The 14,682-nt window shown below is 67.0% G+C and carries 16 protein-coding genes; 12 read left to right on the forward strand and 4 right to left on the reverse strand.

Annotation, left to right across the window (positions count from 1 at the left end):
- The 12 genes from VJ673_RS14545 to VJ673_RS14600 form a co-directional block, all read left to right on the forward strand.
- Positions 1 to 855 (forward strand): 4Fe-4S dicluster domain-containing protein (locus VJ673_RS14545; RefSeq protein WP_324126849.1); only part of this gene is annotated, 855 nt, incomplete at its 5' end.
- A 2-nt stretch (positions 856 to 857) separates the two neighbouring features.
- The gene (gene nrfD, locus VJ673_RS14550; RefSeq protein ID WP_324126850.1) at positions 858 to 2,246 is read left to right on the forward strand and encodes an NrfD/PsrC family molybdoenzyme membrane anchor subunit; all 1,389 of its coding nucleotides are present in this window, start codon (positions 858 to 860) and stop codon (positions 2,244 to 2,246) included.
- Positions 2,243 to 2,776, forward strand: a complete 534-nt coding sequence (locus tag VJ673_RS14555) for a DUF3341 domain-containing protein (protein WP_324126851.1) — start codon at positions 2,243 to 2,245, stop codon at positions 2,774 to 2,776. Before nrfD ends, VJ673_RS14555 begins: the two co-directional genes overlap by 4 nt.
- Positions 2,773 to 3,387: a c-type cytochrome gene (locus VJ673_RS14560; protein ID WP_324126852.1), complete on the forward strand. Its 615-nt coding sequence runs from the start codon at positions 2,773 to 2,775 to the stop codon at positions 3,385 to 3,387. The genes VJ673_RS14555 and VJ673_RS14560 overlap by 4 nt, the downstream gene beginning before the upstream one ends.
- The gene (locus VJ673_RS14565) at positions 3,384 to 4,454 is read left to right on the forward strand and encodes a hypothetical protein (protein ID WP_324126853.1); all 1,071 of its coding nucleotides are present in this window, start codon (positions 3,384 to 3,386) and stop codon (positions 4,452 to 4,454) included. Before VJ673_RS14560 ends, VJ673_RS14565 begins: the two co-directional genes overlap by 4 nt.
- On the forward strand, positions 4,447 to 4,830 hold the full coding sequence (locus VJ673_RS14570; protein ID WP_324126854.1) for a hypothetical protein: 384 nt from the start codon (positions 4,447 to 4,449) through the stop codon (positions 4,828 to 4,830). Before VJ673_RS14565 ends, VJ673_RS14570 begins: the two co-directional genes overlap by 8 nt.
- Positions 4,827 to 5,582 (forward strand): SCO family protein, encoded by a 756-nt coding sequence (locus VJ673_RS14575; RefSeq protein WP_324126855.1) that lies wholly within the window; start codon positions 4,827 to 4,829, stop codon positions 5,580 to 5,582. The genes VJ673_RS14570 and VJ673_RS14575 overlap by 4 nt, the downstream gene beginning before the upstream one ends.
- Positions 5,579 to 6,508: a cytochrome c oxidase subunit II gene (gene coxB, locus VJ673_RS14580; protein WP_324126856.1), complete on the forward strand. Its 930-nt coding sequence runs from the start codon at positions 5,579 to 5,581 to the stop codon at positions 6,506 to 6,508. The genes VJ673_RS14575 and coxB overlap by 4 nt, the downstream gene beginning before the upstream one ends.
- 5 nt (positions 6,509 to 6,513) lie before the next feature.
- Positions 6,514 to 8,112, forward strand: coding sequence for a cytochrome c oxidase subunit I (ctaD, locus tag VJ673_RS14585; protein ID WP_324126857.1), 1,599 nt, complete (start codon positions 6,514 to 6,516; stop codon positions 8,110 to 8,112).
- Positions 8,109 to 8,738, forward strand: coding sequence for a cytochrome c oxidase subunit 3 (locus VJ673_RS14590; RefSeq protein ID WP_324126858.1), 630 nt, complete (start codon positions 8,109 to 8,111; stop codon positions 8,736 to 8,738). Before ctaD ends, VJ673_RS14590 begins: the two co-directional genes overlap by 4 nt.
- On the forward strand, positions 8,738 to 9,082 hold the full coding sequence (locus VJ673_RS14595) for a cytochrome C oxidase subunit IV family protein (RefSeq protein WP_324126859.1): 345 nt from the start codon (positions 8,738 to 8,740) through the stop codon (positions 9,080 to 9,082). The genes VJ673_RS14590 and VJ673_RS14595 overlap by 1 nt, the downstream gene beginning before the upstream one ends.
- Entirely contained in the window at positions 9,076 to 10,062 is a 987-nt protein-coding gene (locus tag VJ673_RS14600) for an SDR family oxidoreductase (protein WP_324126860.1), read from the forward strand. The genes VJ673_RS14595 and VJ673_RS14600 overlap by 7 nt, the downstream gene beginning before the upstream one ends.
- A gap of 1 nt (position 10,063) precedes the next feature.
- On the opposite strand, the gene VJ673_RS14605 is transcribed toward VJ673_RS14600, so the two are convergent.
- The 4 genes from VJ673_RS14605 to VJ673_RS14620 are packed head-to-tail and all read right to left on the reverse strand — an operon-like array spanning position 10,064 to position 14,676.
- The gene (locus VJ673_RS14605) at positions 10,064 to 10,438 is read right to left on the reverse strand and encodes a sensory rhodopsin transducer (protein WP_324126861.1); all 375 of its coding nucleotides are present in this window, start codon (positions 10,436 to 10,438) and stop codon (positions 10,064 to 10,066) included.
- 10 nt (positions 10,439 to 10,448) lie between these two features.
- On the reverse strand, positions 10,449 to 10,658 hold the full coding sequence (locus VJ673_RS14610; protein ID WP_324126862.1) for a hypothetical protein: 210 nt from the start codon (positions 10,656 to 10,658) through the stop codon (positions 10,449 to 10,451).
- Positions 10,659 to 10,669: 11 nt separating this feature from the next.
- Complete coding sequence (locus VJ673_RS14615; RefSeq protein WP_324126863.1) at positions 10,670 to 13,588, reverse strand: FAD-binding and (Fe-S)-binding domain-containing protein; 2,919 nt, start codon at positions 13,586 to 13,588, stop codon at positions 10,670 to 10,672.
- Complete coding sequence (locus tag VJ673_RS14620) at positions 13,573 to 14,676, reverse strand: enolase C-terminal domain-like protein (protein ID WP_324126864.1); 1,104 nt, start codon at positions 14,674 to 14,676, stop codon at positions 13,573 to 13,575. Before VJ673_RS14620 ends, VJ673_RS14615 begins: the two co-directional genes overlap by 16 nt.
- Positions 14,677 to 14,682 lie beyond the last annotated feature (6 nt).

A 14,682-nucleotide genomic window follows, 5' to 3' on the forward strand; every position in this document is an offset into this window, starting at 1 on the left:
CACGCCCACGAGCCGGGGCCGGGCGACACGCTCTATCCGGGCTACAAGGAAGAGGTCGTCGGGCGCCGCCCGCACGAGGCGGAGGTGGAGCGCCGGCCGGGATCGCTGCCGGTCCTCACCGAGCAGGAGCCCGGCCACGCCTGGGCGATGGTGATCAACCTGAACACCTGCATCGGCTGCAACGCTTGCATGTCGGCCTGCCAAGCGGAGAACAACATCCCGGTCGTCGGCAAGGACCAGGTGATGCGGGGCAGGGAGATGCATTGGATCCGCGTCGACCGCTATCTCCCGGATCCCGGCGAGACGGCACCGATCCTGTTTCAGCCGGTGCCCTGCATGCACTGCGAGAACGCGCCCTGCGAGGCGGTGTGCCCGGTCGGGGCCACTGTGCACGACAGCGAAGGGATCAACGTCCAGGTCTACAACCGCTGCATCGGCACGCGCTACTGCTCCAACAATTGCCCGTACAAGGTACGGCGCTTTAATTTCCTGCAGTACTCCGATACGCGGACCGAGTCGCTGAAGGCCGGACGCAATCCCGAAGTCACGGTGCGCCAGCGCGGCGTGATGGAGAAGTGCAACTACTGCCTGCAGCGCATCACGCGCGCGAGGGTGGCGGCGGAAGAGGCGGGCCGGCGGATTGCGGACGGCGAGGTCGTGACGGCCTGCGAGGCGGTGTGCCCGACGCGCGCGATCGTATTCGGCGATCTCAACGATCCCGCGAGCCGGGTGAGGCGCGCGAAGGCGTCGTCGCTCGACTACGCGATGCTCGATGAGCTCAACACGCGACCGCGCACGAGCTATCGCGTCCGAGTCGTCAATCCCGACCCCGGCTTGCACGAGGAAGGGGCGTAGCGATGCCTGCCGTCGACCGATCCGGGACGGGCGACGTCGCCGTTTCGCGCGACATCGGGGTGCTGAAGGCGGGCTGGCAGTATGGCAGCATCACCGACAAGATCGCCGACATCGTCCTGACGCGCCCTCACCGCTGGCCGTGGCGGCTGCTTTTCGTGACGACGCTCGCGGGGACCCTCGTCTTCTTCGGTGCGACGGCCTGGCTCTTCGCCGTCGGCGTGGGCCTCTGGGGCGTGAATATCCCCGTCGCGTGGGGCTACGCGATCGGCAACTTCGTCTGGTGGATCGGCATCGGCCATGCCGGCACCTTCATCTCGGCCGTGCTCTTCCTGCTGCGGCAGCGCTGGCGGACCTCGATCAACCGCTTTGCCGAGAGCATGACGCTTTTCGCCGCCTCGATCGCGGGGATCTTCCCGATCCTGCATCTGGGGCGGCCGTGGTTCTTCTACTGGCTGATTCCGTACCCGGACGTGATGAACGTCTGGCCGCAATGGCGCAGTCCGCTGGTGTGGGACTTCTTCGCGATCGGCACTTACCTCACGGTGTCGCTGCTCTTCTGGTACGTCGGGCTGATCCCGGATCTCGCCACGCTGCGCGACCGCGCGGCCACGCCCTTCAAGCGCTTCGCCTACGGCATCGCAGCACTCGGCTGGCGCGGCGAGGCGCGGCACTGGGCGCGCTACGAGCACGCCTACCTGCTGCTGGCGGGACTGGCGACGCCGCTCGTCGTGCTGGTGCATTCGGTCGTGTCGCTCGACTTCGCGGTGGGCAACACGCCCGGCTACCATTCGACGATTTTCCCGCCGTATTTCGTCGCGGGGGCGTTGTTCTCGGGGTTCGCGATGGTGCTGAGCCTCGCGATTCCGTTGCGTCGGGCGTTCGGGCTGGAGGACTTCATCACCGGGCGTCATCTCGATTACGCCGCGAAAGTCCTGCTCGCGACGAGCTGGATCGTGATCTACAGCTACGTTGCCGAGATCTTCACGGCCTTCTACAGCGGCGACCGCTACGAGATCGCGATCGTCCTGGATCGATGGCAGGGCGCCTATGCGCCCGTGTACTGGTCCATGTTCGCCTGCAACGTCCTCGTGCCGCAGCTCCTGTGGTGGCGTGCGGTACGGCGGCACGTGGCGGCGCTCTTCGCGATCAGCATCCTCGTGAACCTCGGCATGTGGATGGAGCGCTTCCTGATCGTCGTGTCGAGCCTGCATCACGACTTCATGCCCTCGGCCTGGGGGATGTTCTATCCGACCTTCTGGGACTGGACCTTCCTCTTCGGGTCGCTCGCCTTCTTCGTCTGGCTCTTCCTGATGTTCTTGCGCCTGCTCCCGGCGATTTCGATTGCCGAGATGCGCCAGCTCGTGCGCGAGAGCGTGGAGGAGGCGCGATGAAGCCGGCAGGTCTCTATGGCGTCCTCGCCGAATTCGCGACTGCCGACGGCCTGCTCGCGGCCGCCCGCGAAGCGCATCGCGAAGGCCATTTCGTCGAGGCCTACAGCCCCTTTGCCATCGAAGGCCTGAGCGACGCCATCGGCTTCACGCGCAACCGCATGCCGTTCGTCACCTTCGTCGGCGGGCTGCTGGGCGGCGTCGGGGCGTATGCGCTCCAGTGGTACTCCGCCGTCGTGGACTATCCGATCAATGCGGGCGGCAGGCCGCTCGACAGTTGGCCGGCCTTCGTCCCGGCAGTCTTCGCGGTCACCCTCCTCGGGGCTGCCCTGGCCGCCGTCGTCGGCATGCTCGCGGCGAACGGCCTGCCCTGCCTGCGCCACCCCTTGTTCGAAATCCGCGAATTCGACCTCGCGACGCGCAATCGATTCTTCCTGTGCCTGCGTCCGGGGCCGGTCGGATTCGACGTCGGTGACGCGCGCGCCTTCCTCGAGGCCCAGCAGGCGATGAAAGTGTGGGAGGTGCCGCAATGAGGTCCCTTCCTGCGCTGCTGGCGGGCGCGTGCCTCACCGTCGTCGGCTGCGAAAAGTCCATGCAGGACATGTACGACCAGCCGCGCCACAAGCCCTTTGCGGAAAGCAGCCTGTTCGCCGACGGGAGTTCGGCGCGCACGACGCCGGAGGGAACGGCGCCGCATGCCGACGGACCCTTCGCCGGCACGAGCAGCGGTCGTCTGGGGACCGAGGACGTGGAGCGGGACCGGGCTGCGACGGCGGCGGCCGGCATTCCGTACGCAGTGACGCGCGCCGTCCTGGAACGGGGGCGGGAGCGCTTCACGATCTATTGCCAGCCTTGCCACAGTCCAGTCGGCGACGGCGACGGGCTGATCGTGCGCCGCGGCTTCCCCGCGCCGCCGTCCTTCCACATCGAGCGACTGCGCAGCGCGCCGGACCGCCATTTCTTCGAGGTCATCACGCGCGGCTATGGGGTCATGTATCCCTACGCGGATCGCGTGAGGCCGGAGGATCGTTGGGCGATCGTCGCCTACATTCGTGCGCTGCAGCTGAGCCAGGGGGCGAAGGCCGCGGAGCTGCCGGACGAGGTTCGGCGGGAACTCGCACAGGCGGCGGGAGAGGGGCGATGAGAGGGCCCGCGTCTTCCTCGGCCTGTGCCTTGGGCGCCCTGCTGCTGGCGGGCTGCCTGCCGGCATGGTGGATTGCCCGAAGCGCCTTTCTCGCTGTATGGCTCGCGACGTGGTTCTACTGCCTGGGCATCGTCCTCGGCGGGCTCGCCAATGTCTGGATTCACACCCTCACGGGCGGTGCGTGGGGAGAGGCGATTCGGGCTCCGCTGTTGCAACTCGGGCGGATGCTGCCCTGGCTGAGCGTGCTGTTCCTGCCCGTGCTCGTGGGCGTGTCCGACCTGTATCCATGGGCCGTCGACCCGATCGCCCTCGCAGGCGAGGTCGAGGCGCCGGGATTCAAGAGCGTGTGGCTGCAGCCGGAATACTTTGCGTTGCGCGCCATGGCCTTGCTCGTGCTATGGAACCTCCTGGCGTGGGCGAGTCGTCAGCCGGGGTTGGAACGTTCGCGCGGGTTCGCGGCTGCAGCGCTTGTGCTCTACGGCTTCTCGATCAGCGTGGCGGCGGTCGACTGGATCATGTCGCTGATGCCGCTCTGGTATTCGAGCAGTTTCGGGCTGCTGGTCGCGATGGGCCAGATCCTCGCCGGGATGGCCTTCGCGGCGATCTTCGCGGCGACGGCCGCGCTCGAGGCCCAAGTGAGGCGCGACATCGGCAATTTCCTGCTCGCCTACGTGATGACCTGGGCTTACCTCGCCTTCACCCAGTTCCTGGTCATCTGGTCGGAGAACCTGCCGCACGAGATCGCGTGGTACGTCGTGCGACGCGATGGCGGCTGGCTCGTGCTCGGGGTGATCCTCGCGATGGTCCAGTTCGCGGCGCCCCTGCTGCTGCTTCTTTTCCGGGCCGTGAAGGATTCGCCGCGCCGTCTCGCGTGGACTGCATCCGGCCTCCTCGCGGCGCATCTGCTCGACGTGTGGTGGCTGGTGCTGCCGTCGGTCCCGCAGATGGAAGGGTGGCAGCTGACGTGGCTGCTTCCCTTGTCGGCCGCCGGGCTCCTGGCCCTGGGCTACGGGTTGTTTCCGCTGACAGGAGGCCACCGCGAAATGCGGAGCGCACATCATGGATGATCCGAAACTCCGTCTCACCGAGCATCGGCCCGAGCCCCGCGACGTCCATCCGGGCCGGATTCTCGCCGTCGCCGCCATCCTCGCCGCGATCCTCATTCTGGTCGTCGCGCTGGTCGCAGGACTCGTCCGCCTGTGGCAGGTGCGTGAGCTCGCCGATGCAGGCCCGATCGTCGAATCCGCATCGCCGCGTCAGCGCCCGGCTCCGCAGGATGACCGGGCGGCGTATGTGGCCGAGAAGGAGCAGCTGCTCGAAAGCTACGGCTGGATCGACCCGCGGGCGGAAATCGCGAGGATTCCCGTCTCGGTCGCGATGGACATCGCCGCCGCGCGCGCGCATGACAGGTCAGCGCCGGACGAGCGGGGAGGGCGGCCGTGAGGCGCGTCTGCCTGCTCCTTTGCCTGATGTTGACCGGACTGTCCGCGGCGGCGGGAGAGATGCCGCCCGGGCTTGAATTCGCGCAGCAGCCGGGCGCGGTCCTGCCGCTGCAACAGAGCTTGATGGACGAAACGGGCCGGGCGGTGCGCCTCGGCGAGTATTTCGGGCGCGTGCCGGTCGTGCTCGTGCTCGGCTACTTCGAGTGCCGAAACCTCTGCAGCACGCTGCTCGATGGCGTCGTCGAGAGCCTCGCCCGCAGCGATCTTCCCGCTGCCGCCTACCGGTTCGTCGCCGTGAGCATCGATCCACGGGAGACGGCCGCTGCGGCGCGACGCAGGACGGAGGCCTTCCGACCTCTCGTCGCGGATGCGCACTTCCTGACCGGAGACGCCGAGGCCACGAAGCGCATCGCCGCCAGCGCCGGATTCCGCTACGCATGGGACGAGGCGCGAGGCGAGTACATGCATCCGGCCGGATTCATCGTGGTGGCGCCGGACGGCCGAGTCTCCCGCTATTTCTCTGGGGTCCGCTTCGACCCGCGGGACGTCCGGCTCGCGCTGACGGAGGCCTCCGCCGGTCGTGTCGGCGCCGTCAGCGACCGCCTGCTGCTCCTGTGCTCGCATTACGACCCGGCCACCGGTCGCTATACCTTGGCGGCGATGGCCGCGGTCAGGGCGGCCTGCCTGCTCTGCGCCCTCGGCTTGGCCGGGTGGGTGTGGCGAAGGGGGAGACCGCGGGGGAGGAGGGCATGAGCGCTTTCGAGCTTCTGCCCCCGGCTGCGTCGACGATGGCAGGCCGCGTCGACACAATTTTCCTCACCTTGTCCGCCTTGTGCGGATTCGTCGCGCTCGCGATCGCCGTCCTGATCGTCGTTTTCGCGATTCGGTACCGCGAGGGCGCCTCCGTCGACCGCAGCAATCCGCCGACACGCAATCGTGCGTTGGAGATCGGCTGGATCGTCGTACCGCTCGTGATCTTCGCCGGCATCTTTCTGTGGGCAGGGGCGGATTACGCGGAACTGCGGCGCCAGCCGGCCGATGCGATGCCGATCTTCGTCGTCGCGAAGCAGTGGATGTGGAAGCTGGAACACGAAGGCGGCCGGCGCGAAATCAACGAGCTGCACGTGCCGGTCGGACGCCCGGTGCGGCTCGTGATGACTTCCGAGGACGTCATTCACAGCTTCTTCGTGCCCGCCTTCCGCATCAAGCAGGACGTCGTTCCCGGGCGCTACAGCAGCCTGTGGTTCACGGCCACGGGCCCCGGCAACTACCACCTCTTCTGCGCCGAATACTGCGGCTCCCAGCACGCGGCGATGGGCGGGCGGATCGTCGCGATGGCGCCGGCGGATTTCGCCCGCTGGCTCGAGTCCGGCGGCCCCACCTCCGGCATTGCCGCCCGCGGCTTCGCGCTCTTCCGACGCTACGGCTGCAGCGGCTGCCACGATCCGCGCTCGACCGTTCATGCGCCGGATCTCGCGGGATTGCTCGGCCGCAGCGTCCATCTCGCCGACGGGCGCAGCCTCGTCGCGGACGAAGCCTACATCCGCGATTCCGTGCTGCTGCCGAACCGCGATGTCGTCGCGGGTTTCGAGCCGATCATGCCGTCCTTCGTCGGGCAGATCGCGGAGGACGAGCTGATGGCGATCATCGAGTACATCCGCTCGATGCCCGGAGCGTGAGCAAAATGGCCGACAACTACCTCACGGACGGCTATACCCTCGCATCGTGGCTCACGACGCGCGACCACAAGCGCATCGCGCTCTTGTACTTCGCCGCGATCACGACCTTCTTCTTCGTCGGCGGTGCGGCGGCGACGCTGATCCGATTGGAGCTCGCGACGGCGCAAGGCGACCTCGTCAGCGACGACACCTACAACCGCCTCTTCACCGCCCACGGCGTGATCATGGTGTGGCTCTTCCTGATCCCGTCGATCCCGTCGGCGCTGGGCAACTTCCTGATGCCGATGATGATCGGCGCGCGCGACCTCGCCTTTCCTCGCCTGAATCTCGCGAGCTGGTACATCTACGTCGCGGGCGGCGTGATGATCATCACGGCGCTCTTCCTCGGCGGCGTCGACACCGGCTGGACCTTCTACACGCCGTTCTCGACGCTGTTCTCGAACTCCCACGTGGTGCTGACGCTGCTCGGCGTCTTCGTCGTCGGCTTCTCGTCGATCCTCACGGGACTCAACTTCATTGTCACCGTGCACACGATGCGCGCGCCGGGTCTCACGTGGTTCCGGCTGCCGCTCTTCGTCTGGGCCAACTATGCGACGAGCCTGATTCTGGTGCTCGCGACGCCGGTGCTCGCGATGACGCTGGTGCTGCTCGCGATCGAGCGCATCTTCCAGGTCGGTATCTTCAACCCCGCGCTCGGCGGCGATCCGCTGCTCTTCCAGCATCTCTTCTGGTTCTATTCGCACCCCGCGGTCTACATCATGATCCTGCCGGCGATGGGGGTCGCGAGCGAGATCATCCCGTGCTTCGCGAGAAGGCCGGTCTTCGGCTACCGCTTCATGGCCTATGCGATCCTCGGCATCGCGATCATCGGCTTCCTGGTGTGGGGCCACCACATGTTCGTCAGCGGCCAGTCGGTGTATGCCAGCCTCGTGTTCTCGCTATTGAGCTTCCTGGTCGCGATTCCCTCCGCGATCAAGGTGTTCAACTGGACGGCGACGCTCTACAAGGGCTCGATCCGCTTCTCCGCGCCGATGCTCTACGCGCTGGGCTTCGTGGGCCTCTTCACGATCGGCGGCCTGACCGGGCTCTACCTCGCGTCGCTCGCGCTGGACGTGCATCTCACCGACACCTACTTCGTCGTCGCCCACTTCCACTACATCATGGTCGGCGGCTCGGTGATGGCCTACTTCGGCGGCGTGCATTTCTGGTGGCCGAAGATCAGCGGGCGCATGTACCCGGAGATCTGGGGCAAGGTCGCGGCCGTCATCGTCTTTGTCGGCTTCAACCTCACCTTCTTTCCACAATACCTGCTGGGCGTGCAGGGCATGCCGCGGCGCTACCACGCCTACCCGGACGAATTCACGGTGCTGAACGTGCTGTCCTCGGCAGGCGCATCCATCCTCGCCGTCGGCTATTTGCTGCCGCTCGCCTATCTCGCATGGTCGATCTTCCGTGGCGAGCGTGCGACCTCCAATCCGTGGCGCGCGACCGGTCTCGAATGGCAGACGGCATCTCCGCCGCCCACCGAAAACTTCGAGCACCCGCCGGAAGTGACTCGCGAGCCTTACGACTATCGTCCTGAAGGGGAGATTGCGCCGCCATGATCACATTACCCGTCGCCCCCCAGTTCAGCACCGAAATCCAGCAGCACCGCGCCGCGACCCTGGGCATGTGGGTGTTCCTCGCGACGGAGCTGATGTTCTTCGGCCCGCTTTTCCTCGGCTACGGGTACGGGCGACTGCATCTTTCCGATGCCTTCGCCGCGGGCAGCCGCGAGACCGACGTCGTGCTGGGAACGGTCAACACCGGAATTCTTCTCACCAGCAGTTTCTTCGTCGCCAACGCCGTCGACGCGCTCGAACGCGGCGCGCACCGGTTTGCGGCCATCATGCTCCATGCCGCGATTGCGCTCGGGATCGCCTTCCTCGCGATCAAGGGGATCGAATACTCGAACGACTGGCAGGAGGGCCTGTTCCCCGGTGCCGGCTCCGCATTGCCGAAGGGCGAGCAATACTTCTTCCTGCTCTATTTTGCGATGACCGGCTTGCACGCGGCGCACCTCATCATCGGTATTGCCATCCTTCTCGCCTTCGCAGTCGCCCTCGGTCGCGTCGCCGATCCGGTCTCGCTCTCCGCCCGGCTGAGGGTGGCGGGTCTGTACTGGCACTTCGTCGATGCGGTGTGGATCTTCCTTTACCCCATCCTCTACCTCGTGGAGCGCAGCGGCTGATGAAGCACAGGAAGCCGCCTGTCCGGCGCAATGCCGTGATCCTCGCGGTACTGCTCCTTCTGCTGGCCGCTTCGGTGGGCAGCGCCTATCTGCGGCTGGGCGTGTGGAACAGTGCGGCGAACCTGACGATCGCCGCCGTCAAGGCGCTGCTGGTCGCGGTCTTCTTCATGCATCTGCGCGACGCCAGTGCCCTGGTGCGCATGACTGCCGCCGTCGCGCTGTTCATGCTGGCGGTCCTCTTCGGACTGTCGGCGACCGACTATCGGAACCGGGCGGACGACCCCGCGCCATGGCAGATGCCGCGGCAACTGTCCGGCGCGCAGTGGGGGCAGAGTTCATGGTGAGGAAAATTGTGGTGATTGCGGGTGCGTCCGCCGGAATCGGGCGCGCGACGGCGATCGAATTTGGCCGCCAGGGCTGGCGGGTGGCGCTCCTCGCGCGCAGTCCGGAAGGGCTGGAGGGGGCACGTCGAGACGTCGAGGCGGCGGGCGGCGAGGCGCTGGTGATTCCCACCGACGTCGCCGAGCAGGCCCAGGTGGAAGCGGCCGCCGAGCGCGTGGAGCGGGAATGGGGGCCGATCGACGTCTGGGTCAACAACGCGATGGCGACCGTGTTCTGCGATGCGCTTCGCGTCAGCTCCGAGGACTTCGTGCGTGCGACCTCCGTCACCTATTTCGGCTCGGTGTGGGGCATCCTCGCGGCGCTGAGGCGCATGAAACCCCGCAACGCCGGCACCATCGTCCAGGTCGGGTCGGCGCTCGCCTACCGCTCGATTCCGCTCCAGTCCGTGTACTGCGGCGCGAAGAGCGCGATCCGGGGCTATATCGACTCGCTGCGCTCCGAGCTCATTCACGACAAAAGCCGTGTGCATCTGACGATGGTCCAGCTCTCGGCCTTCAACACCCCGCAATTCGACTGGGCGCGCAACTGCATGGGCAAGCGGCCTCAGCCGCTGGGGAAGATCTTCCAGCCGGAGATCGCCGCGCGCGGCATCTACTGGGCGGCCACGCATCGCCGGCGCGAACTGTGGGTCGGCCTCCCCGCGGTCGAAGCGATCCTCGGCACGCGCATCCTGCCCGGCTTCCTGGATCGCCGCCTAGCGCTCAAAGCCTACGATGGTCAGCTCACCGACGAGCGCGACGGGCCGCGCGCCGACAATCTCTACGCGCCCATGCCAGGCGACCGGGGCGCCCACGGCCGTTTCGACGACCGGGCGTCCTCATCCAGCCGGGAGCTGTGGTGGAGCACGCATCGCTGGAATGCGCTCGCGGTGACGCTCGGGCTCCTCGTGCTGCTCGCGGTGTCAGCCGCGACGGCGTGGTGAATCAGTCGTCGCCGTAGGCAATCGTCGTCAGCAGCGCCAGCGCCGCCTGCCGCGAGTCGAGCCGAGTATGCTGCACGACGACGGGCTCGTCGGATTCGAACACGCTGGAGTAGGGCGTATTCACCGGCACCGGCTCCGGCTCGCGCAGTTCGTTGAAGCGCAGGTGCAGCGTGCGCCGCGCCGGCACCACGACGACATAGGGGCCGACGGGCTCCCGGTCGGTGAAGAACAAGGTGATCTCCACCCGCGCGTCGACGTCGCCCGCGTTGAGGATGCAGGCGGCTTCGTGGCTCCTGAGCTCGTAGCTGTCATCCTCCCCGCCCGGCGGGAGGTAGCCCTCGGCGATCGCCCAACGGCGCCGGCCTATCGTTACCATGTGCGCGCCCTCATGTTTCGTGCTCGTCGACACGCCGGTCCAGGACCTGAAGAATCAGGGGCACGGTGGTGAGCGCACCGACGGCAAGCAGCGTCCAGCCGGCAGTCCGGCGTTGTTCTGCGCTGAGACGATCAGCGAGCAAGAGCCCGATTCCGGCGCCCAGCATGCCGCGTGTACCGGCGATCAAACCGACGGTCGGCAGGTCCAGTTCTGTTTTCATGGGGACCTCCTTCAGCTCGTTTGCTCCGGGCCCTGCATCGCCAGCTGCAGCAACTGGGCAAGATGCAGGGGACGGCGTCCGGTAGTCTGCAAAATTTGTTCCCGGCAGCTGTAGCCGTCCGCGACGATCAGCGTGTCGGCCGCAGCCGCGCGGACCGCGGGTAGCAGCACGCGCTCCCCGCATCGCATCGAGACGTCGTACTTCTGCTTTTCGAAGCCGAAGGAACCCGCCATCCCGCAGCACCCGGAGTCGAGGACCTCGAAGTCCAGACCGAGCTTCTTCAGCATCGCTTCCTCGGCGTCGAACTTGATGACCGCCTTATGGTGGCAATGCGCGTGGACGACCGCCTTGCGCCTGAGCTCTCCGAAGGCGTGGTCCAGCGCCTCCTGCGCGAGGAATTCGCTGAGGAGAAAGGACTGCTGGGCGAGGCGCTTCGCCTGCTCGTTGCCGGGAAGAATCTCGGGCAGCTCTTCGCGGAAGACGGTCAGGCAGGCCGGTTCGAGCATGACGATCGGCGTGCCCGCGCGGATGTCGCCATCCAGTCGTTCCAGGATATCCAGCAGGTAGCTGCGCGCGCGGTCCAGCATGCCGAACTCGTACAGCGGGCGCCCGCAGCATACGTGCCCCGGCGGCACCTGGACGTCGAAGCCGGCGCCCAGCAGCGCTGCGGCCGCAGCCTGGGCGACGTCGGGCTGGAAGTAGTTGTTGAAAGTGTCCGGCCACAGCAGGATGCGCTTGCCGGATGCGCGCTGCGAACGGATGCGGAAGCGGCTCGCGAAACTCTGCTCGGCGAAGAGGGGAATCCGCCGTTCGGACGCGATGCCGACCACGCGCTTGGCGAGGCCGGCAAACGGCTGGTGCTGCGACAGGAAATTGACGAAGCCGGGCGCGTGCGACGCGAGGCGCGCCCAGCGATCGATCAGGCCGAAAGCGTAGGCAGCGGGCGGACGCAGCCGGCCTTCGTAGTAGTGGAAGAGGAACTCGGCCTTGTAGGCGGCCATGTCGACGTGCACCGGGCACTCGCCCTTGCAGCCCTTGCACGAGAGGCACAGATCCAGCGCTTCCTTGACCGCCGGTTCGCGCCAGCCCTCGCGGACCGTCTCCCCACGCAGCATCTCGAAGAGGAGCCGCGCGCGCCCGCGCGTGGAGTGCATCTCCTCGCCCGTCGCCATGTAGCTCGGACACATCACGCCCTTCTTCTTGCGGCATTCCCCGACGCCGACGCAGCGCAGGACGGTCCGCGCAAAGTCGTGCTGGTCCGCGATGTAGGCGAAGGCGGTTTCGACCTGGGGCGGATCGTAGGACGTCCCCAGGCGCAGGTGCTGGTCGGCGCGCGGCGCGTCGATGATCTTGCCCGGATTCATGCAGTTCTCCGGGTCCCAGATGGCCTTGAAATCGCGGAAGGCCTGCATGATTTCCTGGCCGAACATGATCGGCAGCAGCTCGGCCTTCGATTGGCCGTCGCCATGCTCGCCCGACACCGAGCCCCCCAGGCCAGTGACGAGGCGCGCCGCCGCGTGGATGAACTCGCGGTACTTGGCGATGCCCGCGGCGGTCTCGAGGTCGAAATCGATGCGGGTGTGGACGCAGCCCTGGCCGAAATGGCCGTAGAGATCGCACTCGTAGCCGTACTGTTCGAAGAGGCTGCGCAGTTGGCGCAGATACTTGCCGAGGTTCTCGGGTGGCACCGAGGAGTCTTCCCAGCCCTCCCAGGTGATGGTCTTGTCCGGCACGTGGGCGGTCGCGCCCAGACCCGACTCGCGGATCTTCCAGACCTGCTCCTCCTCGCGGGCGTCGTCGTAGAGCTTCATCGTCGGCGGCGCTTCTGCCTGGCGGAGATGCTCCATCAGCTGTTTCGCCTGCGCGTGGGATTCCGTCTTGTCCTTGCCGCCGAACTCCACCAGCAGCCAGCCCCCGCCCTCGGGGAGCAGGTTCGCATACTGCGGATGAATGTGGCTGGTCTTCATGTCCTCGACGAGGCGATCGTCGATGCCTTCGACCGCGATGGGGCCCGACTGCATGACTTCCGGCACATGGTCCGCCGCTTCATAGACGCTGGGGTAGCCGAGCACGAGCAGCGAGCGGGCCGGCGGCCAGTCGACGAGCCGCAGCCTGGCTTCGAGGACCACGACGCAGGTGCCTTCCGAGCCCACGACCGCCTGCGCAAGGTTGAAGCCGTTCTCCGGCAGCAGTGCCGGCAGGTTGTAGCCGGAGACGCGGCGCGGGATTGGCGGAAAGCGTCGCCGGATTTCATCCGCATGGCGTGCGGCCAGGGCGTGCAGCTGCCGGTAGATGTCCGCACGACGCCCGCCCTCGGCGAGGATGCGCTGGTAGCTTTCCTCGCTCGTCGCGCCCAGACGCAGGCGCTCGCCCTCGTAGGTGAGCACGTCGAGCTCGACCACGTTGTGCGTCGTCTCGCCGCCCATCACGGAATGCGGGCCGCAGGAGTTGTTGCCGATCATCCCGCCCAGCGTGTTGTGCGTATGTGTGGCCGGATCGGGAGCGAAGGTCAGACCGTGGCGGTTCGCGGCGTCACGAAGATCATCGAGGACGACGCCGGGCTCGACCAGCGCCGTCCTGCCCACGGGATCGATTTCGAGGATGCGGTTGAGGTGCTTCGAAAAATCGATCACGACGGCGACGTTGCAGCATTGCCCGCACAGGCTCGTGCCGCCGCCGCGCGACAGGATGGGCGCGCGATGCTGCCGGCAGATCTCGACGGTCCGCAGCACGTCATTCATCGTCCGCGGGATGACGACGCCGATCGGTACCTGTCGGTAGTTCGATGCGTCGGTCGCGTAAAGCGCGCGGCTACCGTCATCGAAGCGTACTTCGCCGTCGATCGCGCCGCGCAGCGCGCTCGCGAGCGCCTTCGCATCCACTGCCGGCCCCTCTGCCGCGGGCTCGTCCTCCACTAGTTTCTGAAGCATTGCGCGTCCTGCTCCTTGAAGACCAGGCCGAGCCCGGGGCGCCCCAGTGCCGGGGAAAGGGAGCCGGCGACAGGGTCGAGTGCGCCGTCGAAGAGCATGTGCTCGATGCGCGCGTGGTCGTGGAAATACTCGAGATGCACCGCCGGACGGGCGGCACAGCACAGTGGAATGTGCAGCGATGGGGCGCAATGACTGGACAGCGGCACGTTGAAGGCCTCGCACAACGCGGCCACACCCATGAAGCCCGTGATGCCGCCGCAGCGGGTCGCATCGGCTTGCAGGATGTCCACCGCTTGCGCTTCGAGCATGCGCCGGAAGTAGGGCAGGTCGTAGCCGTACTCGCCCGCGCTGATCGCGAGCCCCGCCGGGCCTTGATCGCGCAGCAGACGAAGCCCCGCGAGATCGTCCGACGAGACCGGCTCCTCGAACCAGACGACGCCCTCGTCGGCAAAGCATTCGGCAAAGCGCAGCGCCTGCTTGCGTGTGTAGGCGCCGTTGGCATCGACGAAGAGCTCGACGTTGCGTCCGACACTCTGGGCCGCGGCCCGCACCCGCTCGATATCGGCTTCGGGCTGGCGGCCGACCTTCATTTTGACCTTTCCGAACCCCTGCTGCGCCCATCCCCCGAACTGCTCCTGAAGCTCATCGATGGAGTAGCTCGTGAAGCCGCTGCTGCCGTATACGGGAATCGACGAACGGGCCGGCCCCAGCAGTTCGGCGACGGAGAGTCCCAGGCATTTCGCCTTCAGATCCCAAAGCGCCGTGTCCACGACCGAAATCGCCATCGAGCAGATCCCGGGCCGCCCGAGGTTACGGATCGCGACCGCCATGTCCTGCCAGCGCGCGTTGATCGCAAAGGCCTCTGCGCCGACGAGCAGGGGAACGAAGCGGTCATGGATCAGCTGAGCGGTGGCCGTATCGGCATAGCCGAATCCCAATCCTTCCTGGCCTGCGGCCGCGACGCGCGCCACAACCAGCGTCGTCGCGCGCCATTCCAGCGTGCCGTCCGATTCGGGCTTGTCGGTGGCGATCGTATAGCTCTCCACCGACACCGAGTCGATCGTGGCCGTGCTGTCCCGCGTCCCCATCGCCGC

Source organism: Aromatoleum sp. (assembly GCF_035254505.1).
Classification (GTDB): Bacteria; Pseudomonadota; Gammaproteobacteria; order Burkholderiales; family Rhodocyclaceae; genus Aromatoleum.

Excerpts from the sequence above, each read along its gene's own strand:
- nrfD (WP_324126850.1), top strand. The coding sequence starts at position 858 with ATGCCTGCCGTCGACCGATCCGGGACGGGCGACGTCGCCGTTTCGCGC.
- VJ673_RS14555 (WP_324126851.1), top strand. The coding sequence starts at position 2,243 with ATGAAGCCGGCAGGTCTCTATGGCGTCCTCGCCGAATTCGCGACTGCC.
- VJ673_RS14560 (WP_324126852.1), top strand. The coding sequence starts at position 2,773 with ATGAGGTCCCTTCCTGCGCTGCTGGCGGGCGCGTGCCTCACCGTCGTC.
- VJ673_RS14565 (WP_324126853.1), top strand. The coding sequence starts at position 3,384 with ATGAGAGGGCCCGCGTCTTCCTCGGCCTGTGCCTTGGGCGCCCTGCTG.
- VJ673_RS14570 (WP_324126854.1), top strand. The coding sequence starts at position 4,447 with ATGGATGATCCGAAACTCCGTCTCACCGAGCATCGGCCCGAGCCCCGC.
- coxB (WP_324126856.1), top strand. The coding sequence starts at position 5,579 with ATGAGCGCTTTCGAGCTTCTGCCCCCGGCTGCGTCGACGATGGCAGGC.
- ctaD (WP_324126857.1), top strand. The coding sequence starts at position 6,514 with ATGGCCGACAACTACCTCACGGACGGCTATACCCTCGCATCGTGGCTC.
- VJ673_RS14590 (WP_324126858.1), top strand. The coding sequence starts at position 8,109 with ATGATCACATTACCCGTCGCCCCCCAGTTCAGCACCGAAATCCAGCAG.
- VJ673_RS14595 (WP_324126859.1), top strand. The coding sequence starts at position 8,738 with ATGAAGCACAGGAAGCCGCCTGTCCGGCGCAATGCCGTGATCCTCGCG.
- VJ673_RS14600 (WP_324126860.1), top strand. The coding sequence starts at position 9,076 with ATGGTGAGGAAAATTGTGGTGATTGCGGGTGCGTCCGCCGGAATCGGG.
- VJ673_RS14605 (WP_324126861.1), bottom strand. The coding sequence starts at position 10,438 with ATGGTAACGATAGGCCGGCGCCGTTGGGCGATCGCCGAGGGCTACCTC.
- VJ673_RS14610 (WP_324126862.1), bottom strand. The coding sequence starts at position 10,658 with ATGAAAACAGAACTGGACCTGCCGACCGTCGGTTTGATCGCCGGTACA.
- VJ673_RS14615 (WP_324126863.1), bottom strand. The coding sequence starts at position 13,588 with ATGCTTCAGAAACTAGTGGAGGACGAGCCCGCGGCAGAGGGGCCGGCA.
- VJ673_RS14620 (WP_324126864.1), bottom strand. The coding sequence starts at position 14,676 with ATGGGGACGCGGGACAGCACGGCCACGATCGACTCGGTGTCGGTGGAG.